The sequence below is a fragment of the Candidatus Kapaibacterium sp. genome, assembly GCA_025059875.1.
Lineage (GTDB): Bacteria > Bacteroidota > Ignavibacteria > Kapaibacteriales > HRBIN21 > HRBIN21.
On sequence record JANXCT010000002.1, the window covers coordinates 188,077 to 210,116 of the forward strand.

Annotated in this window: 16 protein-coding genes and 1 pseudogene; 9 read left to right on the plus strand and 8 right to left on the minus strand. The window is 59.9% G+C overall.

Annotation, left to right across the window (positions count from 1 at the left end; all coding sequences use genetic code 11):
- Positions 1-36: 36 nt before the first annotated feature.
- The 5 genes from NZ960_03450 to NZ960_03470 are packed head-to-tail and all read left to right on the plus strand — an operon-like array spanning position 37 to position 8,542.
- A complete protein-coding gene (locus NZ960_03450) occupies positions 37-4,998 on the plus strand; it encodes a C25 family cysteine peptidase (GenBank protein MCS7176670.1) in 4,962 nt (1,653 codons plus the stop codon).
- Positions 4,979-6,022: a UPF0164 family protein gene (locus NZ960_03455; GenBank protein ID MCS7176671.1), complete on the plus strand. Its 1,044-nt coding sequence runs from the start codon at positions 4,979-4,981 to the stop codon at positions 6,020-6,022. Before NZ960_03450 ends, NZ960_03455 begins: the two co-directional genes overlap by 20 nt.
- Entirely contained in the window at positions 6,019-6,780 is a 762-nt protein-coding gene (locus NZ960_03460) for a hypothetical protein (GenBank protein ID MCS7176672.1), read from the plus strand. The genes NZ960_03455 and NZ960_03460 overlap by 4 nt, the downstream gene beginning before the upstream one ends.
- Positions 6,777-7,328: an SLBB domain-containing protein gene (locus NZ960_03465; protein MCS7176673.1), complete on the plus strand. Its 552-nt coding sequence runs from the start codon at positions 6,777-6,779 to the stop codon at positions 7,326-7,328. Before NZ960_03460 ends, NZ960_03465 begins: the two co-directional genes overlap by 4 nt.
- Positions 7,325-8,542 (plus strand): extracellular solute-binding protein, encoded by a 1,218-nt coding sequence (locus NZ960_03470; GenBank protein MCS7176674.1) that lies wholly within the window; start codon positions 7,325-7,327, stop codon positions 8,540-8,542. The genes NZ960_03465 and NZ960_03470 overlap by 4 nt, the downstream gene beginning before the upstream one ends.
- Positions 8,543-8,580: 38 nt before the next feature.
- On the opposite strand, the gene sixA is transcribed toward NZ960_03470, so the two are convergent.
- From sixA to NZ960_03510, 8 genes are all read right to left on the minus strand, one after another.
- Positions 8,581-9,060 (minus strand): phosphohistidine phosphatase SixA, encoded by a 480-nt coding sequence (gene sixA, locus NZ960_03475; protein MCS7176675.1) that lies wholly within the window; start codon positions 9,058-9,060, stop codon positions 8,581-8,583.
- Positions 9,061-9,113: 53 nt separating this feature from the next.
- Entirely contained in the window at positions 9,114-11,180 is a 2,067-nt protein-coding gene (locus NZ960_03480; GenBank protein ID MCS7176676.1) for a heterodisulfide reductase-related iron-sulfur binding cluster, read from the minus strand.
- A 485-nt stretch (positions 11,181-11,665) separates the two neighbouring features.
- Complete coding sequence (locus NZ960_03485) at positions 11,666-12,088, minus strand: hypothetical protein (protein MCS7176677.1); 423 nt, start codon at positions 12,086-12,088, stop codon at positions 11,666-11,668.
- Between the two features lie 10 nt (positions 12,089-12,098).
- Complete coding sequence (locus tag NZ960_03490) at positions 12,099-13,157, minus strand: hypothetical protein (GenBank protein MCS7176678.1); 1,059 nt, start codon at positions 13,155-13,157, stop codon at positions 12,099-12,101.
- Positions 13,154-14,161: a PorV/PorQ family protein gene (locus tag NZ960_03495; GenBank protein ID MCS7176679.1), complete on the minus strand. Its 1,008-nt coding sequence runs from the start codon at positions 14,159-14,161 to the stop codon at positions 13,154-13,156. The genes NZ960_03490 and NZ960_03495 overlap by 4 nt, the downstream gene beginning before the upstream one ends.
- Complete coding sequence (locus NZ960_03500) at positions 14,161-14,925, minus strand: SDR family oxidoreductase (GenBank protein MCS7176680.1); 765 nt, start codon at positions 14,923-14,925, stop codon at positions 14,161-14,163. Before NZ960_03500 ends, NZ960_03495 begins: the two co-directional genes overlap by 1 nt.
- The gene (locus tag NZ960_03505) at positions 14,906-16,150 is read right to left on the minus strand and encodes an aminotransferase class I/II-fold pyridoxal phosphate-dependent enzyme (GenBank protein ID MCS7176681.1); all 1,245 of its coding nucleotides are present in this window, start codon (positions 16,148-16,150) and stop codon (positions 14,906-14,908) included. Before NZ960_03505 ends, NZ960_03500 begins: the two co-directional genes overlap by 20 nt.
- A gap of 142 nt (positions 16,151-16,292) precedes the next feature.
- Entirely contained in the window at positions 16,293-16,943 is a 651-nt protein-coding gene (locus NZ960_03510; GenBank protein MCS7176682.1) for a DNA-3-methyladenine glycosylase, read from the minus strand.
- A gap of 5 nt (positions 16,944-16,948) precedes the next feature.
- Here NZ960_03510 and dusB point away from each other — a divergent pair, with 5 nt between their 5' ends.
- The 4 genes and pseudogenes from dusB (at position 16,949) to ftsH (ending at position 21,919) form a co-directional block, all read left to right on the plus strand.
- Positions 16,949-17,998 (plus strand): tRNA dihydrouridine synthase DusB, encoded by a 1,050-nt coding sequence (dusB, locus tag NZ960_03515; protein MCS7176683.1) that lies wholly within the window; start codon positions 16,949-16,951, stop codon positions 17,996-17,998.
- On the plus strand, positions 17,986-19,407 hold the full coding sequence (gene tilS, locus NZ960_03520; protein MCS7176684.1) for a tRNA lysidine(34) synthetase TilS: 1,422 nt from the start codon (positions 17,986-17,988) through the stop codon (positions 19,405-19,407). The genes dusB and tilS overlap by 13 nt, the downstream gene beginning before the upstream one ends.
- Complete coding sequence (gene hpt / locus NZ960_03525) at positions 19,388-19,936, plus strand: hypoxanthine phosphoribosyltransferase (GenBank protein ID MCS7176685.1); 549 nt, start codon at positions 19,388-19,390, stop codon at positions 19,934-19,936. The genes tilS and hpt overlap by 20 nt, the downstream gene beginning before the upstream one ends.
- Before the next feature lie 183 nt (positions 19,937-20,119).
- Positions 20,120-21,919 (plus strand): annotated as a pseudogene (gene ftsH, locus NZ960_03530) (ATP-dependent zinc metalloprotease FtsH).
- Positions 21,920-22,040 lie beyond the last annotated feature (121 nt).

Consider the following 22,040-nt stretch of genomic DNA (forward strand, 5'->3'; position numbering starts at 1 on the left):
TATTGTGACTTTGGCAAGGGCAGCCCTCTCACTCCCATGACAAAATGCGGGCTCTCCTGCGGAATACTTGCTGCAGCACTGTCCCTACAGGCAATTGCTGAAGAGTTACGGCTTCACTGGGAATGGCGCACCCCGCAGGAGGCTCTGTTGACGATCTCTGTTCCAATCCCACTCCTGCTCCAAGCACCTGAAGGTGTACGGCAAGCAGCTCCGAACTCCCGTTGGGCTTTTCCACTCCCTGACTGGTCCCTCTACGGATTTGCCATCCCTATGGAGCTACCTCTCCAGACTACACTCCGGAGCGACATCGTGCAGTGGGAGGAACTACCGCTGCCAGCACCACTCCAGCGACGTACGTGCCAAGAATGCTCTCCTGGAGAGCCGCTTGTAGCGCAGCTTGCGCCCATCGGCTCCTCAGGGGACCGACCCGTTGTAGCGCTGCGCCTCTTGCCGTATCACCCAGTAGAGCATGGCACTCGGCTCCGTGTCGCACGTCAGCTCCGGCTCCACTTGCGCCTTCCCCAGCCTTCGACAGTTCGTGAGTCCCTAGTTCTGCTGGATTTCAATCCCTCCCGATTAGCATCTCCCCTAGCAGACGTACCCCTTTCCACCTCAGAACAGCAACTCCCTACAGCTCCCGACGGCTTTCAATACAAGCTCATCGTTCGCCGCCAGGGACTCGTTCGAGTCACAGCTCGACAACTGCTCGATGCTGGGCTACCGCTCGCAGCTATCCCTGTAGCGACGCTCCGCCTCTGGAACCGTGGACGTGAAATTCCGCTGTACGTTTACGATCGTAACAACAATGGCTACCTCGATGACTATCCCCCAGACCCCGACTACATTGCCTTCTTTGGTGAGCCCAATCGGCTGAACTTCCGTAACCGTGACCGCGATATGTACCTTGACCCCGAAACGGAAGAGAATGTCTATGCCCTCACTTGGGGAGGGGGAAATGGGAAGCGGATGGTTGAGGAGTCCGGCGATATCCGCATCCCTGACCCGCGACGAGCTATAGACCTACGCGGGAAGAGTTTCCGGAGTACTGTCATCGTAGAGCACAACCGAGTCGAGGAACGCTTCGGAGCCGTAGAGGCACAAGACCGTGATCTCCTGCTCCCCAGCTTCCAAGGGGACCAACTCTTTTGGGCCCGAGTACCGGCGAACACTAGTGTGACCCTTCCCGTCCCCTTACCCGCACCGGCGCTCCTGGCAGAGGACTCTGTACGGGTAGAGGTGATGCTATGTGGTGCCATAGCACGTCCCTTGCCGTGCCCTATTCCTGAGCATACTGCGGAGATCTACCTCAACCGTCGGCGAATTCTCCGAGCTTCTTGGTCGGGAGCCCGTCCGTTCACTGTTCAGTCCCCTCAACACCAGATTGCTCCCATCCCAGCTTCTGTTCTCGCTGAAGCCGACAGCAGCACCATTACGGTTGCCAACATCTTTGACTGTCCCCAAGCCAGCGACCGAATTCCCAGCTTCTACGTCAACTGGGTGCGGATCGAGTATCCACGGCTCTACGTTGCGACGAACGATGAGCTCTGGTTCTGTACTCCTCCCGGCTCCCCTCCAGGGGTTTACACCTTCGCCCTCGAGGGCTTTCAAACACCAAATGTCCTGCTCTTCCGCGCCGGCATCTCGCGCATCCTCAACTACAGTCTCGAACGGGTCCGACTGCCTTGGGGGGCCGTGCGATACACCATCCGCTTCCAGACTTACGTTGCCTCACCGGAAGAGCTCTTCTATGCTATCGCCGTAGACAGCGTTGCCGGTCCTGCGCGAATTGTCCGTGACCTTCCCTCCAGCCTATCCCATCCTGACAACGCCGCTGATTACATGATCATCACGCACAAAGGCCTCTGGGATCGCCGTCAGCCACAGGCGAATTCACCAGACCATCCCATTCAGCGACTCCTCCGCTTGCGGCAGCAGCAGGGGCTGCGCACGATGGTTGTGGACGTTGACGACATCTACGACGAGTTCAATGACGGTATCGCCTCACGGGATGCCATTCACCGCTTCCTGCGATTTGCATGGTTGCGGTGGCGAGTCCCTCCGCGGTATATTGTGCTTGTTGGAAATGCCACAGCCATCCCACCGCAACTATGGCAGACACGCCGCTGGGGAATGACCCCTACGGACTACACGTACGGTTGCGTGGAAGGCACCTACCAAACTCCCACAGGCGCCCTGACGGACGATCCGATCCCTGAAATGGCCGTTGGGCGTATTCCTGCAGAATCATTGGCTGATCTGGAAGCCGTAGTGGCAAAGCTGTGGGAGATGGAGGAAGGATACGCCACGACGTACTTCCAGCCCCGTGCCCTCTTGGTAGCTGGCATCAACGGCTTCATTCACCAGACAGAACTCTTGGCAACGCGGCTCCCCTTGGGACTGTCGCAGCGCCGCCTCTACGTCCAGCCTGGCACTCCGTACACTGGACATACAGCCGAGCTCCTCCAACTGTTTGCCGATGGAGCTGCTGTCGTCAACTTCCTCGGCCACGGTGGTGGGGGTATCTGGGAAGATGCCGGGCTACTGCAGGATGAAGATGTTGAGCTCTTCTCCAACCGTGGTCGCTACCCCATTGTCTCCAGTCTTACGTGCTTCACTGGCGCCTTTGAGCAGCAAGCGGGACGCCGCGGTCTACTGAGCAGCCTCGTTGTAACACCGGGACGTGGGGCCGTCGCCGCTTGGGGGAACTCCGGCTATGGTTGGCTGGAGAATAGCTTCTTGCTGTCGCTGGCGCTCCTGGAAGCTGTCACAGCCCCCACAGGACGTCTCCAACGTCTTGGAGATGCTTTCCGTGCTGGCAAAGCCCTCTATGCCGCCCGTGCCTATGGGCTACAGAACGAGATCGTGCTCTCTATGCTCCTGCAGGCAACCCTTATCGGCGATCCAGCCCAGCTCTTGCGGCTCCCAACGGACACAGTTGAGCTTCGGCTGAGCCGTACAGCCGCTACCGCTGGCGAGGTGCTCACAGTGGTCACCTCTCTGCCGTTTTCCTCAGGAAGCGCCCGAGTTCTCCTTGCCGATGAGTATGGCAACGACTTGCCCGGAGGCGAGCGGGTTATCTCCCTCAATGGCCCACGGCTTAGCTTCTCGGTAACAGTCCCTGCTAACTATATCGGCACGCGCCTCTCCATTCGCCTCTACGCAGTAGAGTCTAACCGGCAACGTGCGGTCATGGGAGGGGCACACGTCAGCACAGGTGCTGTTATTCTGGGGGAAATCCAGACCTCACCTTCACCGCCAGTAGCCGGTCAGCCTCTGGCATTGCGCATTCCCATCCGCAGCCGTACTGCTATCCAGAGTGTGACCGCCACTGTCAACATTGCCTTCCCTGACGGTACTACAAGCTCTTTGGGACCTATGCCCTGTCAACTCGTTAGCGCCGAGGTGTACCAGACCGAGCCTCCCATCTCGGCAGCGCTCATACGGGCTGGGGCAGAGATTAGGGCAGTGTTTACGGTCCTTCTGAGCACAGGGCAGAGCATTAGCTCTCCTATGGCCATCTTCTCGGTCCCAGGGATTGCGGACCCAGCGGTTGTCCAGCCCTTAGCAGGAGACAGCTTACGCACGGCCACCCCATGGCTGCGCTGTGTCCCAACAGCACAGGGAGCACATCTTCAGGTCCACCTCTACAACTGGCGGGAAACCCCTGCAGGCAACGTCTTGGTCCGTCTGTGGCGCTCCATGCCGAACGGTCCCCCGCAACTACTGGCTGAGCAGCGTGTGGACATCCCCGGCAACGGCAGCACGGACTGGCTCTTGCGTCCACCCAGAGCTCTACAGAAGGCCTATCTCCTCTGCGAAGTCGCTAGCGATAGTCTCTCTACCGGGGGTGATCGGTTAGCGAGCAACAATCGGGCTGGAGATAGTCTTCTACTGGGCTGCTTTGCACTCTTGCCGTCCGTTGGTACTACCGACAATGGCCTGCAGCACTCCCCTGTTGGGATTGAGGGGATAGCGACTGTTGCCGTCCTCCCTGCTCAAGCTCCGGCGGCTACCGCGCTCCTGTGGATTGAGACCCTCCCCTCCACTCGGACTGTACAGCCGAACGTCCATCTCGTACGTCTTGCCGATAGTTCTGCCGCTGTGGCAGTGACGGTCTCTTCTCCAACCACGGTCGTAGCAACATTGCAGCTGTGGTACCTGCCACAGGACACCGCGCTCGTCCATGGCCTACCGGCCATCTACCGCAAACATAGCCGCTTAGACCTCTGGGAACGCCTCCCCACCCAGCAGATTGGTCCTGGCGTTGTGCAAGCTTCCGTAGTACTTCCTGGCATCTTCGCCGTTGCGACAAGCTCAGACCGGCGTCCTCCCCAAGTTCGGATAACAGCGGAAGGACGAGCTCTCCCGGCTCGGACTGTCCTCTCGGCGAATCCCCGAATCAGCATCGTTGGCATAGATGAAAATGGGGTCTCCACCGACACCTCTACCATCCGCTTGACACTGAACGGACAACCCGTACCCGTCCAGCAGCTCAGCATCTCAGACAGTGCCCAGACACCGACTGCCACCAGCATCAGCTACCGTCCTCAGCTCCAGAGTGGGACCCATATCTTGTGTGCCACGCTCGTAGACTGCAACGGTAATCCCAGCGAACGCACCTGCATCCAGATGGAAGTCTCCACACAGCTCGACCTGCGGTTGCTAGGGACCTATCCGAATCCTTTCCGCGAGGAGATGTTCATCGCCTACGAGCTGCTGGGGACAAGCAGCGTCGACGAGGTAGAGCTCCGACTATACACTGCTTCGGGACGCTGCATCCGCCGGATGGTCTTCCCAACGACTTCCCCCGCGGAGGCCTTCGGATTCTTACGCGGCGGGACCGGAATCCCGACAATGCCAGGATACCATGAAATCTGGTGGGACGGCATGGACAACGAAGGCCGTCCTGTAGCAAATGGGATCTACTTCTACCGACTCCGTGTCCGGTCGGGTGACACCATTGTGGAGCGACGCGGCAGTGTGGCGCGGGTTCGCTAAGTGTATCGTAGTCCTCGGGGCCAGCATCCAACTATGGGCCGAAGAGGAGCGGTATGCCGCCGCCTTCCTCGAAATCCCCTTGGGAGCCCGGGCCCTCGGCCTCGGTACAGCCTTCACTGCTATTGCAGACGATGCCTGGGGATTCTACTGGAATCCAGCAGGCACAGCACTGACACCCCCAACAGTGCTCGTAGCCGGGATGTACAGCTCGCAGTACGGGGCAATTGGATCACCACTGGCCCACTTCTTCCACACTGGACTGCTCCTGCCTATCTCCGGACTACGGGTTGGGGTCCACTGGGTCCGGTTCACCGCCCCTGACTTACGGGCGTATCCCGACCTGACGCGTGTCCTCTCTCCCCAGGAGCGGGAGGAGCTTGTACGGCGTGCGAGTGCTGGGGACTTCATCCCGAATGCGGATGAGGCCATCTGGATCGTGCTCGCCCGACTCCTCGTGGTACCAGTGGACTTCGGTTGGCTACGCTTCCAAGTGCCGGTCGAGTTCCCCGTAGGACTGAACATTAAGCTCCTCCACGAGCAGATTGCCGAACACCGTGCCTCGGGCATCGGGGTGGACGTTGGCGCTATGCTGCGCGTCAACCTCAAGGACATTGCCTTTGACGAGCGCTGGCCACGCCTCTCGCTTGGGGTCAATGTGCGAGACCTTGGTGGAACACGGCTGCTTTGGACCACCCAGCGACCGCACCGTATCCCTCCCTCCGTCTCCTGGGGAGTGGCATTGACACAGCCCTTGGAGGCATGGAAACTAGAACTGACGCTGGGGTATAGCCGTGACGAGCGCTACGGAGGGCATAACAACTACGGCATTGAAGTCCTCTATCGCCGTAGTTTTGCCCTCCGGGCCGGCACGTACCGCTCAGTGCTGACCCTTGGGGCCGGGGTTGACGCCGGCGTTCTGACAGCTGACTACGGCTTCCTGGCAGACTCAGACACACAACTGGGGAATGTCCACCGCCTGGGCATATGTCTCCGTTTAGAGCCTCTGCTGAAGCGATTGCAATGAGCCTCGCCGGCATTGTGCTCGGATGGCTCGTGCTGATAGGGTGTAACGATGCTACTACGCTCCCTGAACCGATGTTGCCCGCTCCGCAGTGGGTGCCCCGTAGTCCCGATACAGCAGCCTTTGAGACAGGGATTCGTCCTTGGCCGGAAGCAGCTGCCGATGGTGTCGGTGGCATTCGGTTAGAATGGTACGCCCTTAGTCCCTTGGAGGTCGGCGGCTACCGCATCTACCGGAGCGACACGACAGATTCCCTCGGCCGCCCCATCCGATTTACGGAGCTGGTCACGATAGAGTACGGCACCACGAGCGAAGACACAGCGTACGTAGACCGCACCGTCGCCCATTGGCGCACGTACTACTACCGCGTCCATGCCTTAGACCGCTCTCCGCAACGCCGCGAGGGGCCTCCTTCCGAAGTCGTCCGCTTCACGCTGGAACCTCCGCCGATTGCCTTGGCACCGAGTGGCGAGGTGCATCTTGACTCGGCCGTCTTTCGATGGAGTGGGAACGTCGGTTACATTGTGCTCCGAGTTTTCGAGGTCGACAGCCTCAACCCTGACATCCTACTCCGCCCAGTATGGGTGTTCGCAGGAACACCACAGGACTACTCCCGACCGCAGATTCGCTACAACCAGGACGGTCGAGCTCTCCCCCTACAGCCGGGGAAGCTCTACCGCTGGCGTATCAGCCGCATCACGCCGGGACGCCCGGACCGCGGCTCCAGCTCTATATGGCGCACATTCTGGGTTCGCCAATGAGGGCAATAGGAATCCTCCAGCCCCTGATAACCCTGCTACTGTCGTCATCAGTGCTCGTTGCTCAGCAACTGCGTGATCCCTTCGGTGCGCAGCGCGATCCCACGCAGCAACGCCCATTACCATACTCCGGCCTGGGTGGCGCAGCCTACTACGACCTCAGCTTCGGTACAGGCCTGACGATCCCAGTCAATCTCTGGGGCTATGTCCGGGTTCCAGGGCGCTACATCGTACCGAGCTCCACCACCCTCGTCCAGCTCATCTCTTTCGGCGGGGGACCAACGGAGTACGCTCGGCTAACAGATGTTCGGATCATCCGTGACGTCCGCGTTGACACTACTATCGTCGAGCGAGTCCTTGTGTACAACTTGGAGCTTTACCAGCGCACGGGCGACCCTAGCCAGAATCCGCTACTCTATCCTGGCGATACGGTCATCGTCCCAGGCGGGGCATTGAGCACGTTGGAGGTCGTCGTAGGGGTTGTGCGCGACGTTCTGCTTATCCTCCAGGCTGCCGTCACCCTTGTGCTCTTCTTCCGAGGCGGGCGATGAGCCGGTGGGGACCTCTCCTCGTTGCCCTCCCTGTGCTGCTAAGCACCTGCAGCCCGCCAGGAAGCTTGGAAGAACGCCAGCTTAGCTTCTGGCACTTCTGGAGCGAACCCTCGCATCGCGCTGCCTTGCAGGAACTCATTGCAGAGTTCGAGCAGCGCTACCGCTGCCGCGTGGAGCTGACAGAGCTGACGTGGAACGAGGGCAAGGCAAAGCTCTTGGCGGCATTCCACGCTGGTAAACCCCCAGACATTGTGGAGCTAGGTTCCGACTGGGTAGCACAGTTCTCCAGCGCTGGTGTCCTCTGGGAGCTGCCGCCGGACAGCATAGAGTTGGAGCGGTTCGTCCCATTCGCTCATCCTCCATGTTTCTGGAACGGCAAGCTCTACGCCGTCCCATGGATTGTGGACACCCGGGTCCTCTTCCTCAATCGCACAGCCCTCGAGAATGCAGGCCTTCCTAGCACCCCACCCAAGACATGGCAGGAGCTCCTGGAGCGAGCCCAACAGCTCCATCGGCCGCCGGAAATCTATGGCTGTGGCGTCAACGGAGCCGATCCCCATCGGCTCTACAAGAAGGTGCTGCCACTGGTCTGGAGCTTCGGAGGCGACATTGTGGACACGACTGGGGCGGTGACCTTCACTCAGCCAGCGGTCATCGCTGCCGTACGCTTCTACACTCGGCTCGCCCGCGTGGGGCTCATAGAGACGCAGCGCCAGCTCGATGATGCCTTCTTCCAGGGCAAGCTGGGATTTTGGATCTCTGGAGCCTGGTTGGCAGAGAAGCTGCGGCAGCAGCCACCGTCGTGGAGCTATTCGCTGGCGCCTCTACCGGGCAATGCTCCAACGAGCGTGGGGGTATCATTCGCCGGCGGTGAGTACCTCGCCATTAGCGCCCGCTCGCCACGCAAAGCGTTGGCACTCGAACTTGTCCGCTTCCTGACGGACGGAGCCCAGTCAGTCCGATTCTGCCGAAAGGTCATAGAAGCAGGATTCCCTGCCGACCGTCGTTACCTCCAGGATTCGGCACTCCTCAGCATCCCCTACCGTCGTGTCTTTGCTGAACAGCTCCAACGCGCCCGAATGACACCCGTCCACCCTCGGTGGCTGGACATTGAAGCCGCCTTTGAGAACGCTGTCGTAGAAGCACTCTACGGTATCCGCTCCCCCGAGGCTGCCCTCCAGCAAGCCTCCCAAGACCTTGTCTCCCAGCAGTAGTCCAGACGAAGGCCTCAGCCTTCTGGAGCAACACCACCCTAGGTCTCCGCCTCCACGTGGGTAATGAGCCACCGCAGCGTGCCACTCCACCGGCGCGGCTCTGGGAGCTCTATACAGCAGATAGCCCCAGCCGGGAAGGCAATCCGAAACGCAGAGCTGCCACAGAGCTCACCAATCCAGGCCGGCATGCTTGGTGCGTGTCCCACGAAGAGGACTTGTTGGCATTCGGCAAAGGCAATGAGAAGCGCCTGGACCCCAGCAGTAGAGCCCATCGGCGACAGCGCTTCGTCTTTGAGAATCTCCTGCGAATACCCCAAACCATCCGCTACTAGCCGTGCCGTCTGCAGAGCCCTCTGGTAAGGACTGCTCACAATCTGCTCAGGACGCACCCCAAGAGCCCGAAGGCGTGGCAAGAGACGGCGTACATACGCACGTCCTTCCGGAGAGAGCGGTCGGGAAAGATCGTCAACCCCCTGCCCTACTTCCGCGCGGGCATGGCGCATGAGGTAGACTAACATCGCTTGGCCCTAATCGCAGTACAGCCTGTCCACGCCGTTGGCTGCTGATGGACTCAGGATTCTGAGGCCCGCTCAGGCTCGGAGAGCTGGGAGGTACCAACCGTTGTGGATGGGAGAAGCCGCTCTGCTAGTAACTCTGCGACGTCATAGACCCGCACCTCGTCTGCTTTGCCCAGGGCTTTGACCCCGTCCGACAGCATCGTCATGCAGAAAGGGCAATTGACAGCGATCGTTGTAGCACCGGTGCGGAGCAGCTCCTCCGTGCGCTCCAGATTCACCTTCTTACCCACGCGCTCTTCCATGAACATCCTCCCGCCGCCAGCACCGCAGCAGAAGCCGCGGTCACGAGCTCGCTCTGGTTCGCGGAGCCCTTCCGGTTGCAGCACCTGCAGGAGGTACCGCGGAGCTTCGTACTCGCTGTTGTATCGCCCAAGGTAGCAGGAGTCGTGGTAGACCACGGTTCGCAGGAGGGCATCAGTGTCGCGGTCTGCTTGCGGCAGTCTCCCTTGTTCTAAGAGCTGTCGGAGGTACTGCGTGTGGTGATATACCTCGTACGTTCCGCCGTAGCGAGGGTACTCATTCCGCAGGGTGTTGTAGCAATGGGGGCAAATCGTTACGATGGTGCGGACTCTGTAGCGGTTGAGCGTCTCTACATTGGCTCGAGTGAGCATATCGGCTACGTACTCATTCCCAGTTCGTCGAGCGGGATCCCCAGTGCATTGCTCCTCTGCCCCCAGAATGCGGACCCTCACGCCAGCAGCCAGAAGCAACCGAACAACAGCGCGAGCAACTCGCTGAGCCCGCTGGTCGTAGCTACCCGCACACCCAGCCCAGAAGAGCACGTCATATGCGGTGGAGTCTTCCGCAAGGGTCTTAATTGGCAGATCTGCTGCCCAGGCCGCTCGGTCAGCCGCGGAGAAGGCCCAAGGGGTCGCATTTGTCTCCAAGTTTCCGTAGGCCGGTTGGAGCTCGGTCGGGAAGCGGGCTTCCATCATGACTAGGCCCCGTCGTAGCTCCACGATGATGGGGACATGCTCAATCATAATCGGGCAAGCCTCCATGCAAGCCCCGCACGTTGTACACTGCCACAATGCCTCCTCCGGGATGTAGTCCCCGACGAAGCGCTTTTGAAGTACGGCCTCTTCCTCTGCCGTCAATGGCTTCCCCTGTCGCTGCTTCAGCAGCAACGGCATTCGATCGAGCGTCCGCTGCCGCACTGCAACAATGATCGCCCTAGGATCGAGCACCTTCCCCGTCTGGTTGGCTGGACAGACACTGGTACAGCGCCCACAGTAGGTACAGGAGTAGCCGTCGAGGATGCTCTTCCAGGACAAGTGCTCTACATCGGTCGCCCCAAACGTCTCGGCATCTTCCTTTGTGAAATCCATCGGCTGTAGGGCACTAGCCGGCCTTGTACGGGCAAAGAAGACCGCCGGAATGGAGGTCAACACATGCAGGTGCTTGGAGAACGGCAGGTAGTTGAGGAAGATGAGAATGAAGCCGATGTGGAACCACCAGCCAATTTCAAAGAGGAAAGGTGTAGGCTCGGCCGGCGGAAAGAGGTGTGCCAGCAGGGCAGCAACTGGACGTACGGCCCAGGCATGGTCCATTCCTAAGGCAATCCGCGTGCTGTTCTGTAGCAGGAGCGCCGCCACGATAACCGTGATCAACCCCAGTACTAGAGCGGCATCAAGCTGCTGTGACCGATCCCCTTGGAGGCGTGGGACACGTTGTATCCAGCGGCGCCAGGCAGCCCATGCAACGCCCGCCAGTACCAGCACGCAGAAGAGGTCCACTGCTATGGTGCTGAGCGAGTAAAGGGGCCCCAAGAAGCTCAACGACCACTGCGGATGGAACCCTTCCAAAACGGCCTCCACCGCTGAAGAGAGGAGCACAAGAAATCCCCAGAAGATTGCCGCATGGAGCCAACCTGCCGCTCGGTCTTTGAGAATTCGCTTCTGTCCAATTCCTACCACTAGCGTCTGCCACAGCCGCTGGCCTATGTTGTCCCACCGCTTCTCTGGGCGTGCCAGCCAGAGGAAACGGAGTAGCTGCCATACGTTGTAGGCGAAGATCCCGACTGCAGCCACAAACATCGGAATGAACACGAGCGAGCGCATCCCACCGCAACACTACAGTCTCACCAGACACCGCAAAAATAGGCAGTGCAGCTGCCCTTACCCTTGCTAGCTGCTTCAAGCTCTGCATCAACTACACCCTCGCCCACGAGGGTCACTCTCCGAGGCTCGAAGAGGATACCTTCGTTTCTCAGCATGGAGCGCGCTTGCCGTGAACAGGAGCTTATTCTCTGGAACACCGTCCTCCCCCGTCCCTTCCTGCTCGCTCAGAGCTGCTCTACCCCTACTGAGCAAATCCTCCGCCCACCGATACCCCCTTTACACTCAGAAGGGGCCAGGCCTCCCGTGCTTCTCAGCAACGCCTCACACCGTAGCAGAATCCTGCAGCTCCTCCTCCACAGTTCAGCACATACGAAGCCCTTAGCTCGCCAGCAGCCCCCGTCCCCGCGTGCATCCCTGATTTCAAGGGATTGCCGTAGCTTCCCATCTCCCAATTCCAGCGCCGCCATATAGCACCCACACGCCCTTCAGGGAAGCCGACGCCGCAGAAACTGCAGCAGTTCTGAATACAGATCCTCAACGGCCTTGGGAAGCTCCTCACCCATCCCCCACTGGAGCCGATAGCGCCCGCTAGCGGTACGGAGCTCTAAGAAGGCGGTCATATTGCCAGCTCCTTGTAGCCGTACCCCTTGGCGCTCTAGCACTACCAGCCGCCGGAAGAAGGGTTGGAGACTATCAGCTGCGACGCGACCGAGTTCCTCCATCCCTTCAGGCCGTCCAGGCATTTGGCTCCAGCGGAGCACCAATCCATCGGAGCGCACAATGTAACCAGAGTAGAGTCCTGTGAATCCTCCACCTTGACCGACGAGAATCTCCCCTTCCACAGGCAGATCCACAGCCGAAGAACGGCAGCCCATCACAAAGCCTGCAAAGAGCACAAGCAGTGTCATTGCACTTCCTTCACATGTCCGTTGACAGCCGGAGCCGAACAATGCGTCCATTGGCCGCATCGGCAATGTAGATGGTCCTGTTGTACACTGCCACTCCCGATGGAGCTCGAAGTCGAAATACCCCCTCCCCACGATACCCGCGAACGAGCATCCCCGACGGCGAGAGCACGTAGAGGCTATCGGTCTCCACATCCACAACGTATACCGATCCCGCAGCGTCGAAGGCAACCCCTTCAGGCGCAGTGAACCGCCCAGGCTGCAGTACTGTGGGGGTCTGTCGCGTAGGGTCGAACTTCTGCGTCCATCCAGCCCCTTCGCCAGTAACGTACGTCAGCCACTGCACGCGGTACTGCATCGCCTCGCCTCGCTGACAGAAGACTAACTCCCGCCCGTTAGCAGAGACGGCTAATCCGCTGAGCTGTTCGATAGCGTTGAGGGCAATCCCCACCGGTCGAAGTACAGGGATCGGCGAACGCAGCCGGTCATCTGCCCCGATGTGCAGTACGGCCTCGTCTGGGTCCACGGGAGAGCTGTTGTACGGGCCTGTCCGGGCAACGAGGTAGCTGTTGTCTGGCAAGACAGCGATGCCACTGAAGCGTCGCTGTGGCCGCTCCGGTTCTGCATAAGCCACTAAGACCCGTGCTCGCTGGATGTCGTGTCGCGCTTCGCGGAGCTTGATCCGAAAGACCGCTCCAATTGTCACCCGACCCCTCGGCAGGACTGTGTCGAGCTCCCCGCAGACGAGCAGGTCAAAATGCCCATCCTGTGCCAACGCTACAGGTCGTCGGATAGGCGGAGAGACCCCCACAAGACGCCCTGCCAAGTCCAACATCACCACCCGATCGTTGTCCGTATCGGCCACGTAGATGAAAGGTTCGCGTCCAACCAGAACATCTGACGGGTTACGGAAGCCCATCCACGCAGGGTCCAAGGGGACATAGACTGTGTCTCCTATTCTGGCGGTATCCAGGGGCGGCACTGTCGGCAACGAAGGGGGGTCTACGAGACACCCCCAGTTCCCAACAGACACCATCACCACCAAGGGCCACCACCGTAGCAACCGTGTCATGGCAAGCGGAAAGGCTCGATACTCAGCCCCAACCGATAGACCAAGCCAAGCGGGGCCCGCGTGGCGAGAGCATAATCAAGCTGCCACATGACTGGAGGCACTGGTAACCGAAACCCAATCCCAGCTCCCCACCACTCTGCCGCTCGAGCTCGCAGCCCCGCACGCACCATGAGCTCGGCAGGGAAGGCGGCCGAGAAGCGCACTACGTACTCGCTGGCAACGGCATAACTCTCGACGTCGTCACTGGGATGCTCCAGCGAGAGCATCCATGTCCAGCGCTGGTCCTCTCGCTGGATGAGCTCTCCGGCCACCCCGATCCGAAAGACCGTTGGTGGAGCAAACTCACGGAAATCGGCTGAATGGTTACCCACAGGCTCTACCGCAGCAATGCTCCCACGGGCTCGTAGAGGGAGCCCGAACTGCGAGACCGCAACTGCGAGCCGCAGGCTCCCAATTCCTGTCCAGTACAGCGTCCCAGCGTCCCAGACGAGTCCTTCCAACGTAGCCTCTGCCCACTGTTCCCGAACATACCGCACGGTAACGCCAGCGGCAAACTGGTCCGTGAACCGATGTGCGTAGGCAATCCCAGCATTCCAGTGGCCGAAGCGGAACTGTCGCCCTGTGCCGTAAGGACGGTATTCAGTCGTTTCCTCAATCGGTGGCAATCCAAGTGCAGAAGCCGTCAGCACAACCATCCCCGCCGACCACGGACGGAAGCCCACCGCTAAGGAGGAATGGATGATGTCTGCAACGAAGCGCTGAAATACTACGCCTACGGCATACGGAGCTGCGAGCTCCACGGCCGTCGCCGGGTTAGGGCTGACGTTGATTCCATCAGGCAGTGCCGTCGTTGCTCCCACCAGCGCTGCACTCCGAGCACTCCCCAGCAGTCGCAGGGCCACAGCCGTGGAGATCCCGACACGCTCTTCACCAAAGCGCGGGAAGACCTGCCCTACTGCGATGGCAGCTAGTAACGATGTCAAGCAGCACGCCCAGAACCACATCAGTGCCGCGCTACCCCTCCGTCAACATTGATGGTCTGGCCTGTGATAATTCCAGAAGCCGGCATCGCCAAAAAGACCACGACGTTGGCAATATCCTCCGGCTCGTCAGCTCGATGGACCGCCTGCGTTGGCAGGATATGCTGGAGGATCGTCTGCGAAAGTGGAGCGGCATTAGGCCGCTGCGTTGCTGTCAATCCGACGGTAATAGCGTTGACCGTAATCCCATACCGGCCTACCTCCGCTGCCAGTGAGCGGACGAAGCCGATGATGCCCATCTTGGCCGTTACGTAGTGGACCAAATACGGCGTCCCCAGCCAGACCGTGTCAGAAGAGAGGGCAATGATGCGCCCAAAGCCATGCTCCTTCATCAAGGGCAGCACAGCCTTGACGGTGAGGAAGAGGCTATCGAGCGTCACCCCCAGCATTCGCTTCCACTGCTGGAAGGTCAGTAGCTCAAAGGGCTCCTCCTCGTAAATGCCGACGTTGTGGACCAAGATATCCACCCTCCCCCAGCGAGAGCGGATTGTCTCCACGACTCGTTCAACGTCCGATGGCTGCGTGAGGTCTGCCTGAACGGTGAGGACCTCTCCCCCTATGCGGTGGACTGCTTCGGCAGTCTCGCTCGCGTCTGCAATATCGGCAATAGCGATACGTGCTCCTTCTTCGGCCAGGCGCTCACAAAAGGCACGTCCGTTTCCGATCGCCGCTCCCGTAACTAACGCAACGCGTCCCTGGAGCCCCTGCTCAAAGCGGTGGATTTGCATCCGCTCGTTGTACTTGTTGGCCTGCAGCCGACCGTCGGTCTACACCAGCAGACGCAATCCCCTCTGCGATGCGCTCACGCGCCTCAGGTGTCAGCAGACCGAGTTCCTTCCCCACGCGTTCGAACACTTCTAAGATGCGATCCAGGTGCTCGTCCTCGTGGGTTGCCATGTAGCTTGTCCGCATCATGCTCATCGTGGGAGGGACACCCGGAGGGATGAATGTGTTGACGTAGACGCCAGCATCGAAGAGCTTACGCCAGAAGAGCAGCGCTGTCTGGACGTCCCCGACGATGACTGGTACGATAGCTGTCTGCCCGTCAAGGGTATGGAATCCTAGCTCCTTGAACCCCTGCCGCATCTTGTTGGCATTCCGGATGAGCTTGTCCACCAACTCGGGCTGCTCCTCTAAGATCTCCAATGCAGCTAATGCCGCAGCACATGAAGCCGGCGTCGGGCTAGCACTGAAGATGAGAGCCGCTGAGTGATGCTTCAGGTAGTTGATGACCCGCTCCGGACCCGCCACGAAGCCGCCGAGCGAAGCAAACGTCTTGGAGAACGTGCCCATCGTCAGGTCAGTCTGCTCCGTCAGCCCAAACATGCTCGCCGTCCCTCGTCCCCCCACGCCAATGACCCCAATAGCGTGGGCATCATCGATGAGGACACGAGCACCGTAGCGGTGAGCAATTTCTACAAGCCGTGGCAAATCCACGATTTCTCCCGTGACAGAGAAGACCCCGTCGGAGACCACTAACTTCGGAGCCGACTCCGGAAGGCCCGCTAAGATGCGCTCTAGATCCTCCATGTCGTTGTGGCGGTAGCGGATGAACTCCGCCCCCATGCCCCTGGCAATGAGAGCACCGGTGACGATAGAGGCATGGTTCTCGCGATCGCTGATGACGTAGTCCCCCTTCTGCACTAAGCCAGCAATTGTTCCCAGCGCTGTCTGGAAACCAGTGCTGAAGAGCAGGACTGCCTCGTAACCCAGGAAGCGCGCGAGTCGTTCTTCCAGCTCTACGTGGAGGTCCAGCGTGCCCGTTAGGTACCGCGATCCTGAGCAGCCGGTGCCATACTTACGGATGGCCGCCATCGCGGCTTCCTTGACCTTGGGGTGAGTGGTCAATCCCAGGTAGTTGTTCGAACCCGCCATGATGACTTTGCGGCCCCCAACCGTCACTACAGGACCCTCGTTCTCCTGAATCGGGTGGAAGTAGGGATATAAGCCCATAGCTTTGACTTCGTCCGCACGCGTAAAGGCGTAGCACCGTTCGAACAGGTCCACTTCTTCACCGTCTCTGTTGTAGTACTGTCCCGCGCAAGACGGGCACAAATATCTGAAAAAGTCAGCGGAGGCATCGCACGGGCCCAATTCACCGCTTGGAGACAGCAGCAGAGGTACGGAGGAAGAAGCGGAGGAGGAGGTCACGGCCACGAGTTACACCAACTCGCGGACTCACGGCGATCTCTTCCGGAGATGGGGGCTCTGCTGGAGGCTGGATGAAGAGGGTATCGGAGCAGACAGAGCGGAAGTTATCGCAAAGATCAAAGCCAAACGCTAGCGCTAAGTTCGCAGGCCCGCGACACAGTATCTCCTTGGAGACGTCCCCGCGGCGACGGCGCAACAGTGCTATCCCTGCAATGGGCTCAGCTGCCCGCAGCAGCACCGCTGCCCCACGCCCCGCCGGCTCTGTAACGATGTTCACACACCGGTGCCGCCCGTAGATAGCGTATACGTAGAGGATGCCTCCCGGTTGGAACATCGGCGCAGTCCGCCGGCTCCATCCTCGAGCAGCATGGTTAGCGGGATCGCCCTCCGGAAGGTACGCTTCAATCTCTACCAGTCGCGCGGCACACCAGTCATGTTCCTCCCGCTTGACGAGGACAGCCCCCAAGAGAGCACGAGCGACCTCTACCGTCGGGCGTTGAAAGAATTCGCATGGGAACGCCAGCGCCGGATTAGGTTCAAACGCTTCCGACAAGCTCATGCGTCTTTTGCTGTCGGTGACTGCACTCTCTTCCATGGACGATGCAGCGTCGGCAGGCTGTACTGCGTATCGGGTCCCTCGAGCTCCACAACGCCGTACTCCTAGCACCGATGGAGGACGTCACCGACAGCGCTTTCCGGCTCCTCTGTCGGCAGATGGGAGCGGACATTGTTTACACCGAGTTCGTCTCCTCCGACGCCCTTGTCCGGAACGCGTGGAAGGCATACCAGAAAATCCAGCTCCACCCCGAAGAGCACCCGGTTGCAATCCAAATCTTCGGTGGAGACATCCCCACCGTCGTAGAAGCAGCCTGTAGGGCCGTCGCTGCCAATCCTGACTTCCTGGACCTCAACTGCGGCTGCTGGGTGCAGAATGTTGTTGCTCGGAACGCTGGGGCTGCCCTCCTGAAGGACCCGGACAGGATGGTCGCTATGGCAGCAGCAATGGTGCGGGCAGTCCCTCTCCCTGTAACGGTCAAGACCCGACTGGGATGGTCGCGGGACTCCATCAACATCGTGACGATTTCCCAACGCCTAGAGCAGGAAGCTGGCATTGCCTCACTCTGTGTCCACTGCCGAACCCGAGATCAAGGTCATTCCGGACAGGCCGATTGGAGCTGGATCCCGCGGATAAAGGCTGTCGTCTCCATCCCCGTCATCCTCAACGGCGACGTCAAGACTCCAGAGGATGTCCTTCGAGCCTTCCGAGAGACAGGCTGCGACGCGGTCATGATTGGCCGGGCCGCCATTGGCAATCCTTTCATCTTCCGCCAGGCCAAGGAGTTCTTGGCAACAGGAACATACTCTCAGCCTACCCCAGTCGAGCGTATCCACGTCTGTCTCCAGCATCTGCGGACTGCAATTGCATCCAAAGGCGAAGAACGGGCCATCCGCGATTTCCGCATCTTCTACGCTGGATATCTTCGTGGGCTTCCTCATTCGGCTGCTGTTCGGAACGAACTCATGCGGCTGACCACTTATGCCGCTGTGGAAGACACCCTCTTAACATACGCCGAGCGCTTAGCGGAGCGCGATATCCTGGTAATTGCTCCTGACACAGCCGAAGAGTCCTGCCTCTCATGTGTGTCGTAGAGGAGGTCCAACGCCACGTCTCCGAACGCTTTACCGAACTTGGGGTCCAGCCTGGAAGCCGGCTCCTCTGTGCCGTCAGCGGAGGGGTGGACTCTATCGTGCTGTTGGACGTCGCCGAAGCAGTAGCTCCGCAGCTTGGTCTTACTCTTGGGATTGCCCACGCAGACCATGGCCTTCGTGGGGATGAATCCCGTCATGATGCTCTCTTCGTCCAGACTCTCGCCAACGAGCGTAGGTTGCCAGTGTTCATAGAGTCCATCCCCGTCCAGCAGTATGCACGCCGTCACCGCTGTGGCATCGAAGAGGCTGCCCGGCAGCTCCGCTACGAGTTTCTCCAGCGCTGCGCCATCACCTTTGGAGCAACTCACGTAGCCACAGCACATACTGCTGATGACAATGCCGAGACAGTACTCCTCCACCTGCTCCGAGGAACCGGGTTAGAAGGCCTCGCCGGCATTCCTCCTCGGCGGGAGCTCTTCCCTGGATGCTGGCTCATCCGCCCACTCCTGCAGCTCCGCAAGAGCGTCCTAACTGCATACGCACGGGCCCGAGGGCTCAGTTGGCGTGAAGATTCCAGCAACCGCGACCGCCGTTTCCGGCGCAACCGAATTCGCTGGGAACTCTTGCCCACGGCCGAGCAGATCGTGCCCAAGGGCGTGGAGAACATCAACCGCTGCAGTACGCTCATTCGGCGTGCCGTAGAGGGGATTGGCCAACTCTTGGAACCACTCCTCCTGCGCTCTACACTCCCCGATGGAGGCTTCTTCTTTCCTGACACCGAATGGGACGCCCTCCCTACCTTCTTCCGCGGCGAGCTCCTCCGCCGTGCCCTGCAACGGTTAGGTCACCCCTACAGTCCCCCAGCACACCGCATAGAGGCTGCCCTTGCCCTGAGAACTGCTACGACTGGCAAACGGTGCTCGTTAGCGCCGGCAACTATGCTCATCCGAGAGCATTCGGGCCTGAGTCTGGTTCAGCTCCCGCCGCCCTGGCCCGAGCTTACCGTAGAACCCCAAGGAGTGGTTCGCTTCGGCAGTTGGGAGCTGGAGTTCCAACACATCAGCATCGGTGACTTCCAGACGACCGAGGACCCATGGGTTGAGTACATGGATGCTGACTGGCTCCCACCACGACTACAGTGGCGTGCGCCGAAGTCTGGCGACCGCTTCCATCCCCTGGGAATGCCAAAAGCGATGAAGCTGGGAGATTTCCTCACCAACCAGCGTCTTCCCCACTGGCGTCGGCTCTCATTGACGGTCTTGGCCGACGGCCACCGCATCCTCTGGGTCTGCGGTGTCCGCTTGAGCGAAGACGTCAAAATCACCTCAACGACTCGTCGGGTCATCCGAGTCCGCCTCCGCCGTGTTGGACCAACAATTGCTGAGGACGATGCCACCAGAGACCATTGAGCTCCACGGCCATCGCTTCCGTCTCTTCCTGCACCGTGAGAAGATCGCAGAAATTGTCCGCCAGTTGGCCACCCAGATTGAGCGCGATTATGCAGGCAGGGCGCCTGTGTGCTTGATTGTCCTCAAAGGGGCCTTCATCTTCGCTGCCGATCTCCTCCGGTGCCTGTCCTTGCCTTGCACTGTAGAGACCATTCGCGCACGCAGCTACGGAATGGGAATGACCTCCTCAGGCTCTGTGCAGATTGATCCACCCACAGTAGAGCTCCGTGGCAAGGATGTGCTCCTCCTGGAGGACATCGTTGACACGGGGTTGACTCTCCAAGCTCTGGTTGACTTCATTGAAGAGCAGCAGCCCGCATCGCTGCGGATCGCTACGCTCTTGGCAAAGCCGCCAGCTCGGGCACTCGCTGTACCTTTAGCATACATCGGCAAGGACATCCCGCCAGTCTTCGTCGTCGGCTATGGGATGGACTACGCCGAAGCAGGGCGTGGGTTAGCAGATATCTATGCTGCCGTTGACGCTTCATAGAGCTCTACACGTTGCAGAGCAATCCCTACCGTAGACGTACGTCCTTTGAGACAGTCCACCAATAGGGCAAGGTTCTGTCAGCTCATGCAGCAACCGACACGCCCACCACAGCCCCCGACTGGTGGCCAGCAACCGCCGTTCGGACGCCTCCTTCGAGCCGTCTTTGGCTGGATGCTTCTGCTGATGGGCATCCTGATGGTCTACGTGCTACTCCGTGGCACTGACCGGCCGGAGTGGCCCGTGACCTACACGGAGTACCGACAACTGCTGGAAGAGGGAAAGATTGCCTCGGCCACAGTCGTCAAGTCTCGCTTCAACGATTACGAGTTCCGTGGTGTTCTCAAGGAGCCCATCACGCTCATCCGCGATGGTCGTCCCCGTAAGGTCCAGTACATCGTTACACGGCTCGGCTTCCTTGATGCCGAAACGGAGAAGCTCTGGGCTGAGAAGGGGATTACGTGGACCTATGAGTCGGGTGACAACCCGTGGTGGGACAGCCTGATTTCCGTCCTACCGTGGGTGGCCCTCATCGCGATCTACTTCCTCCTGCTACAGCGCATGCAGGTCGGCACGACCCGCAACATCTTCTCCTTCGGCAAGGCACGGGTACGCCTCCACGATCCTTCCCAACCTCGCGTCACCTTTGACGACGTAGCCGGAGCTGAGGAGGCAAAGGAAGAGCTCCGCGAAATCATTGACTTCCTGCGCAACCCAGAGCGTTTCCGGAGCCTGGGGGCAAAGGTACCCAAGGGTGTGCTCCTGGTAGGCCCTCCGGGCACTGGGAAGACTCTCTTAGCCCGCGCCGTGGCTGGAGAGGCAGGGGTACCGTTCTTCTCAATCTCGGGCGCCGACTTCGTTGAGATGTTCGTTGGCGTTGGAGCAGCTCGGGTACGCGACCTCTTTGAGCAGGCCAAGCGCCATGCCCCTTGCATCATCTTCATTGACGAGCTGGACGCTGTAGGCCGCCAGCGGGGTGCTGGGTTGGGCGGTGGCCACGACGAACGGGAGCAGACCCTGAACCAGCTCCTCGTGGAGATGGACGGATTCGAGCAGAACAGTGGGATTGTGGTCATCGCTGCGACGAACCGACCGGACATCCTCGATCCCGCGCTCCTACGTCCCGGACGCTTCGATCGGCGTATCGTTGTTGACCTCCCGGACGTTCGAGGACGGGAACAAATCCTGCGAGTCCACGCCCGCCGTATCCCATTGGCGCCTGATGTAGACTTAGCAAAGCTGGCTAAGGGCACCCCAGGCTTCTCGGGGGCAGACTTGGCGAACCTCATCAATGAAGCAGCACTCCTTGCAGCCCGCCGTAACAGCCGTTACGTTACGATGCGCGACCTAGAGGATGCCAAGGACAAAATCCTCATGGGGATAGAGCGCCGCAGCATTGTGCTCTCCGAGGAGGAGCGGCGTGTGACAGCCTACCACGAGGCCGGACATGCCCTCGTTGCCAAACTCTTACCGAACGCAGACCCCATCCACAAGGTCACCATTATTCCCCGAGGACGCGCGCTCGGCGTGACAGCACAACTCCCCGAAGAGGATCGCTATACGCTCACGAAAGAGTACATCGAAGACCGCATCGTCACCGTCCTCGGCGGGCGAGCAGCCGAGAAAGTCATCTTCGGCCGCCTCACCACAGGTGCAGCGAACGACTTAGAACAGGCCACCCGCCTTGCCCGCAAGATGGTCTGTGAGTGGGGAATGAGCGAAGTGCTGGGCCCCGTTGCTTTCAGCAACCGGCACGAGGAGGTCTTTCTGGGGAGGGAGATTGTACAGCCACGCGAGTACAGCGAAGAGACGGCCCGCCTGATTGATGCTGAAGTCCGACGTATCATCACGGAAGCCCTAGAGAAAGCCGAGCGCCTCCTACGCGACAACATCGAAGCGCTCCACAAGATTGCACATGCTCTGTTGGAACACGAAACCCTCACTGGTGAGGACATCGACCACATCCTCCAAGAGGTCGGAGTCCCTACAGCGCTATCCGACCAAAGCTCGCCTACACCAGAGCCCCAATCCTCCGATGGTCTACTTAACGGCCATCTCGCCCAAATTGGCACCTGGAAACTCCCAGAGGACACAGAACTTTCCGCAT

What these genes read in the sequence shown, in the direction of transcription:
- NZ960_03495 (MCS7176679.1), bottom strand. Translation starts at nt 14,161, where the DNA reads ATGTGGTTCTGGGCGTGCTGCTTGACATCGTTACTAGCTGCCATCGCA.
- NZ960_03465 (MCS7176673.1), top strand. Translation starts at nt 6,777, where the DNA reads ATGAGGGCAATAGGAATCCTCCAGCCCCTGATAACCCTGCTACTGTCG.
- NZ960_03470 (MCS7176674.1), top strand. Translation starts at nt 7,325, where the DNA reads ATGAGCCGGTGGGGACCTCTCCTCGTTGCCCTCCCTGTGCTGCTAAGC.
- tilS (MCS7176684.1), top strand. Translation starts at nt 17,986, where the DNA reads ATGTGTGTCGTAGAGGAGGTCCAACGCCACGTCTCCGAACGCTTTACC.
- NZ960_03505 (MCS7176681.1), bottom strand. Translation starts at nt 16,150, where the DNA reads ATGGGCTTATATCCCTACTTCCACCCGATTCAGGAGAACGAGGGTCCT.
- NZ960_03460 (MCS7176672.1), top strand. Translation starts at nt 6,019, where the DNA reads ATGAGCCTCGCCGGCATTGTGCTCGGATGGCTCGTGCTGATAGGGTGT.
- NZ960_03500 (MCS7176680.1), bottom strand. Translation starts at nt 14,925, where the DNA reads ATGCAAATCCACCGCTTTGAGCAGGGGCTCCAGGGACGCGTTGCGTTA.
- hpt (MCS7176685.1), top strand. Translation starts at nt 19,388, where the DNA reads ATGCCACCAGAGACCATTGAGCTCCACGGCCATCGCTTCCGTCTCTTC.
- sixA (MCS7176675.1), bottom strand. Translation starts at nt 9,060, where the DNA reads ATGTTAGTCTACCTCATGCGCCATGCCCGCGCGGAAGTAGGGCAGGGG.
- NZ960_03510 (MCS7176682.1), bottom strand. Translation starts at nt 16,943, where the DNA reads ATGGAAGAGAGTGCAGTCACCGACAGCAAAAGACGCATGAGCTTGTCG.
- NZ960_03490 (MCS7176678.1), bottom strand. Translation starts at nt 13,157, where the DNA reads ATGACACGGTTGCTACGGTGGTGGCCCTTGGTGGTGATGGTGTCTGTT.
- dusB (MCS7176683.1), top strand. Translation starts at nt 16,949, where the DNA reads ATGCAGCGTCGGCAGGCTGTACTGCGTATCGGGTCCCTCGAGCTCCAC.
- NZ960_03480 (MCS7176676.1), bottom strand. Translation starts at nt 11,180, where the DNA reads ATGCGCTCGCTCGTGTTCATTCCGATGTTTGTGGCTGCAGTCGGGATC.
- NZ960_03450 (MCS7176670.1), top strand. Translation starts at nt 37, where the DNA reads ATGACAAAATGCGGGCTCTCCTGCGGAATACTTGCTGCAGCACTGTCC.
- NZ960_03485 (MCS7176677.1), bottom strand. Translation starts at nt 12,088, where the DNA reads ATGACACTGCTTGTGCTCTTTGCAGGCTTTGTGATGGGCTGCCGTTCT.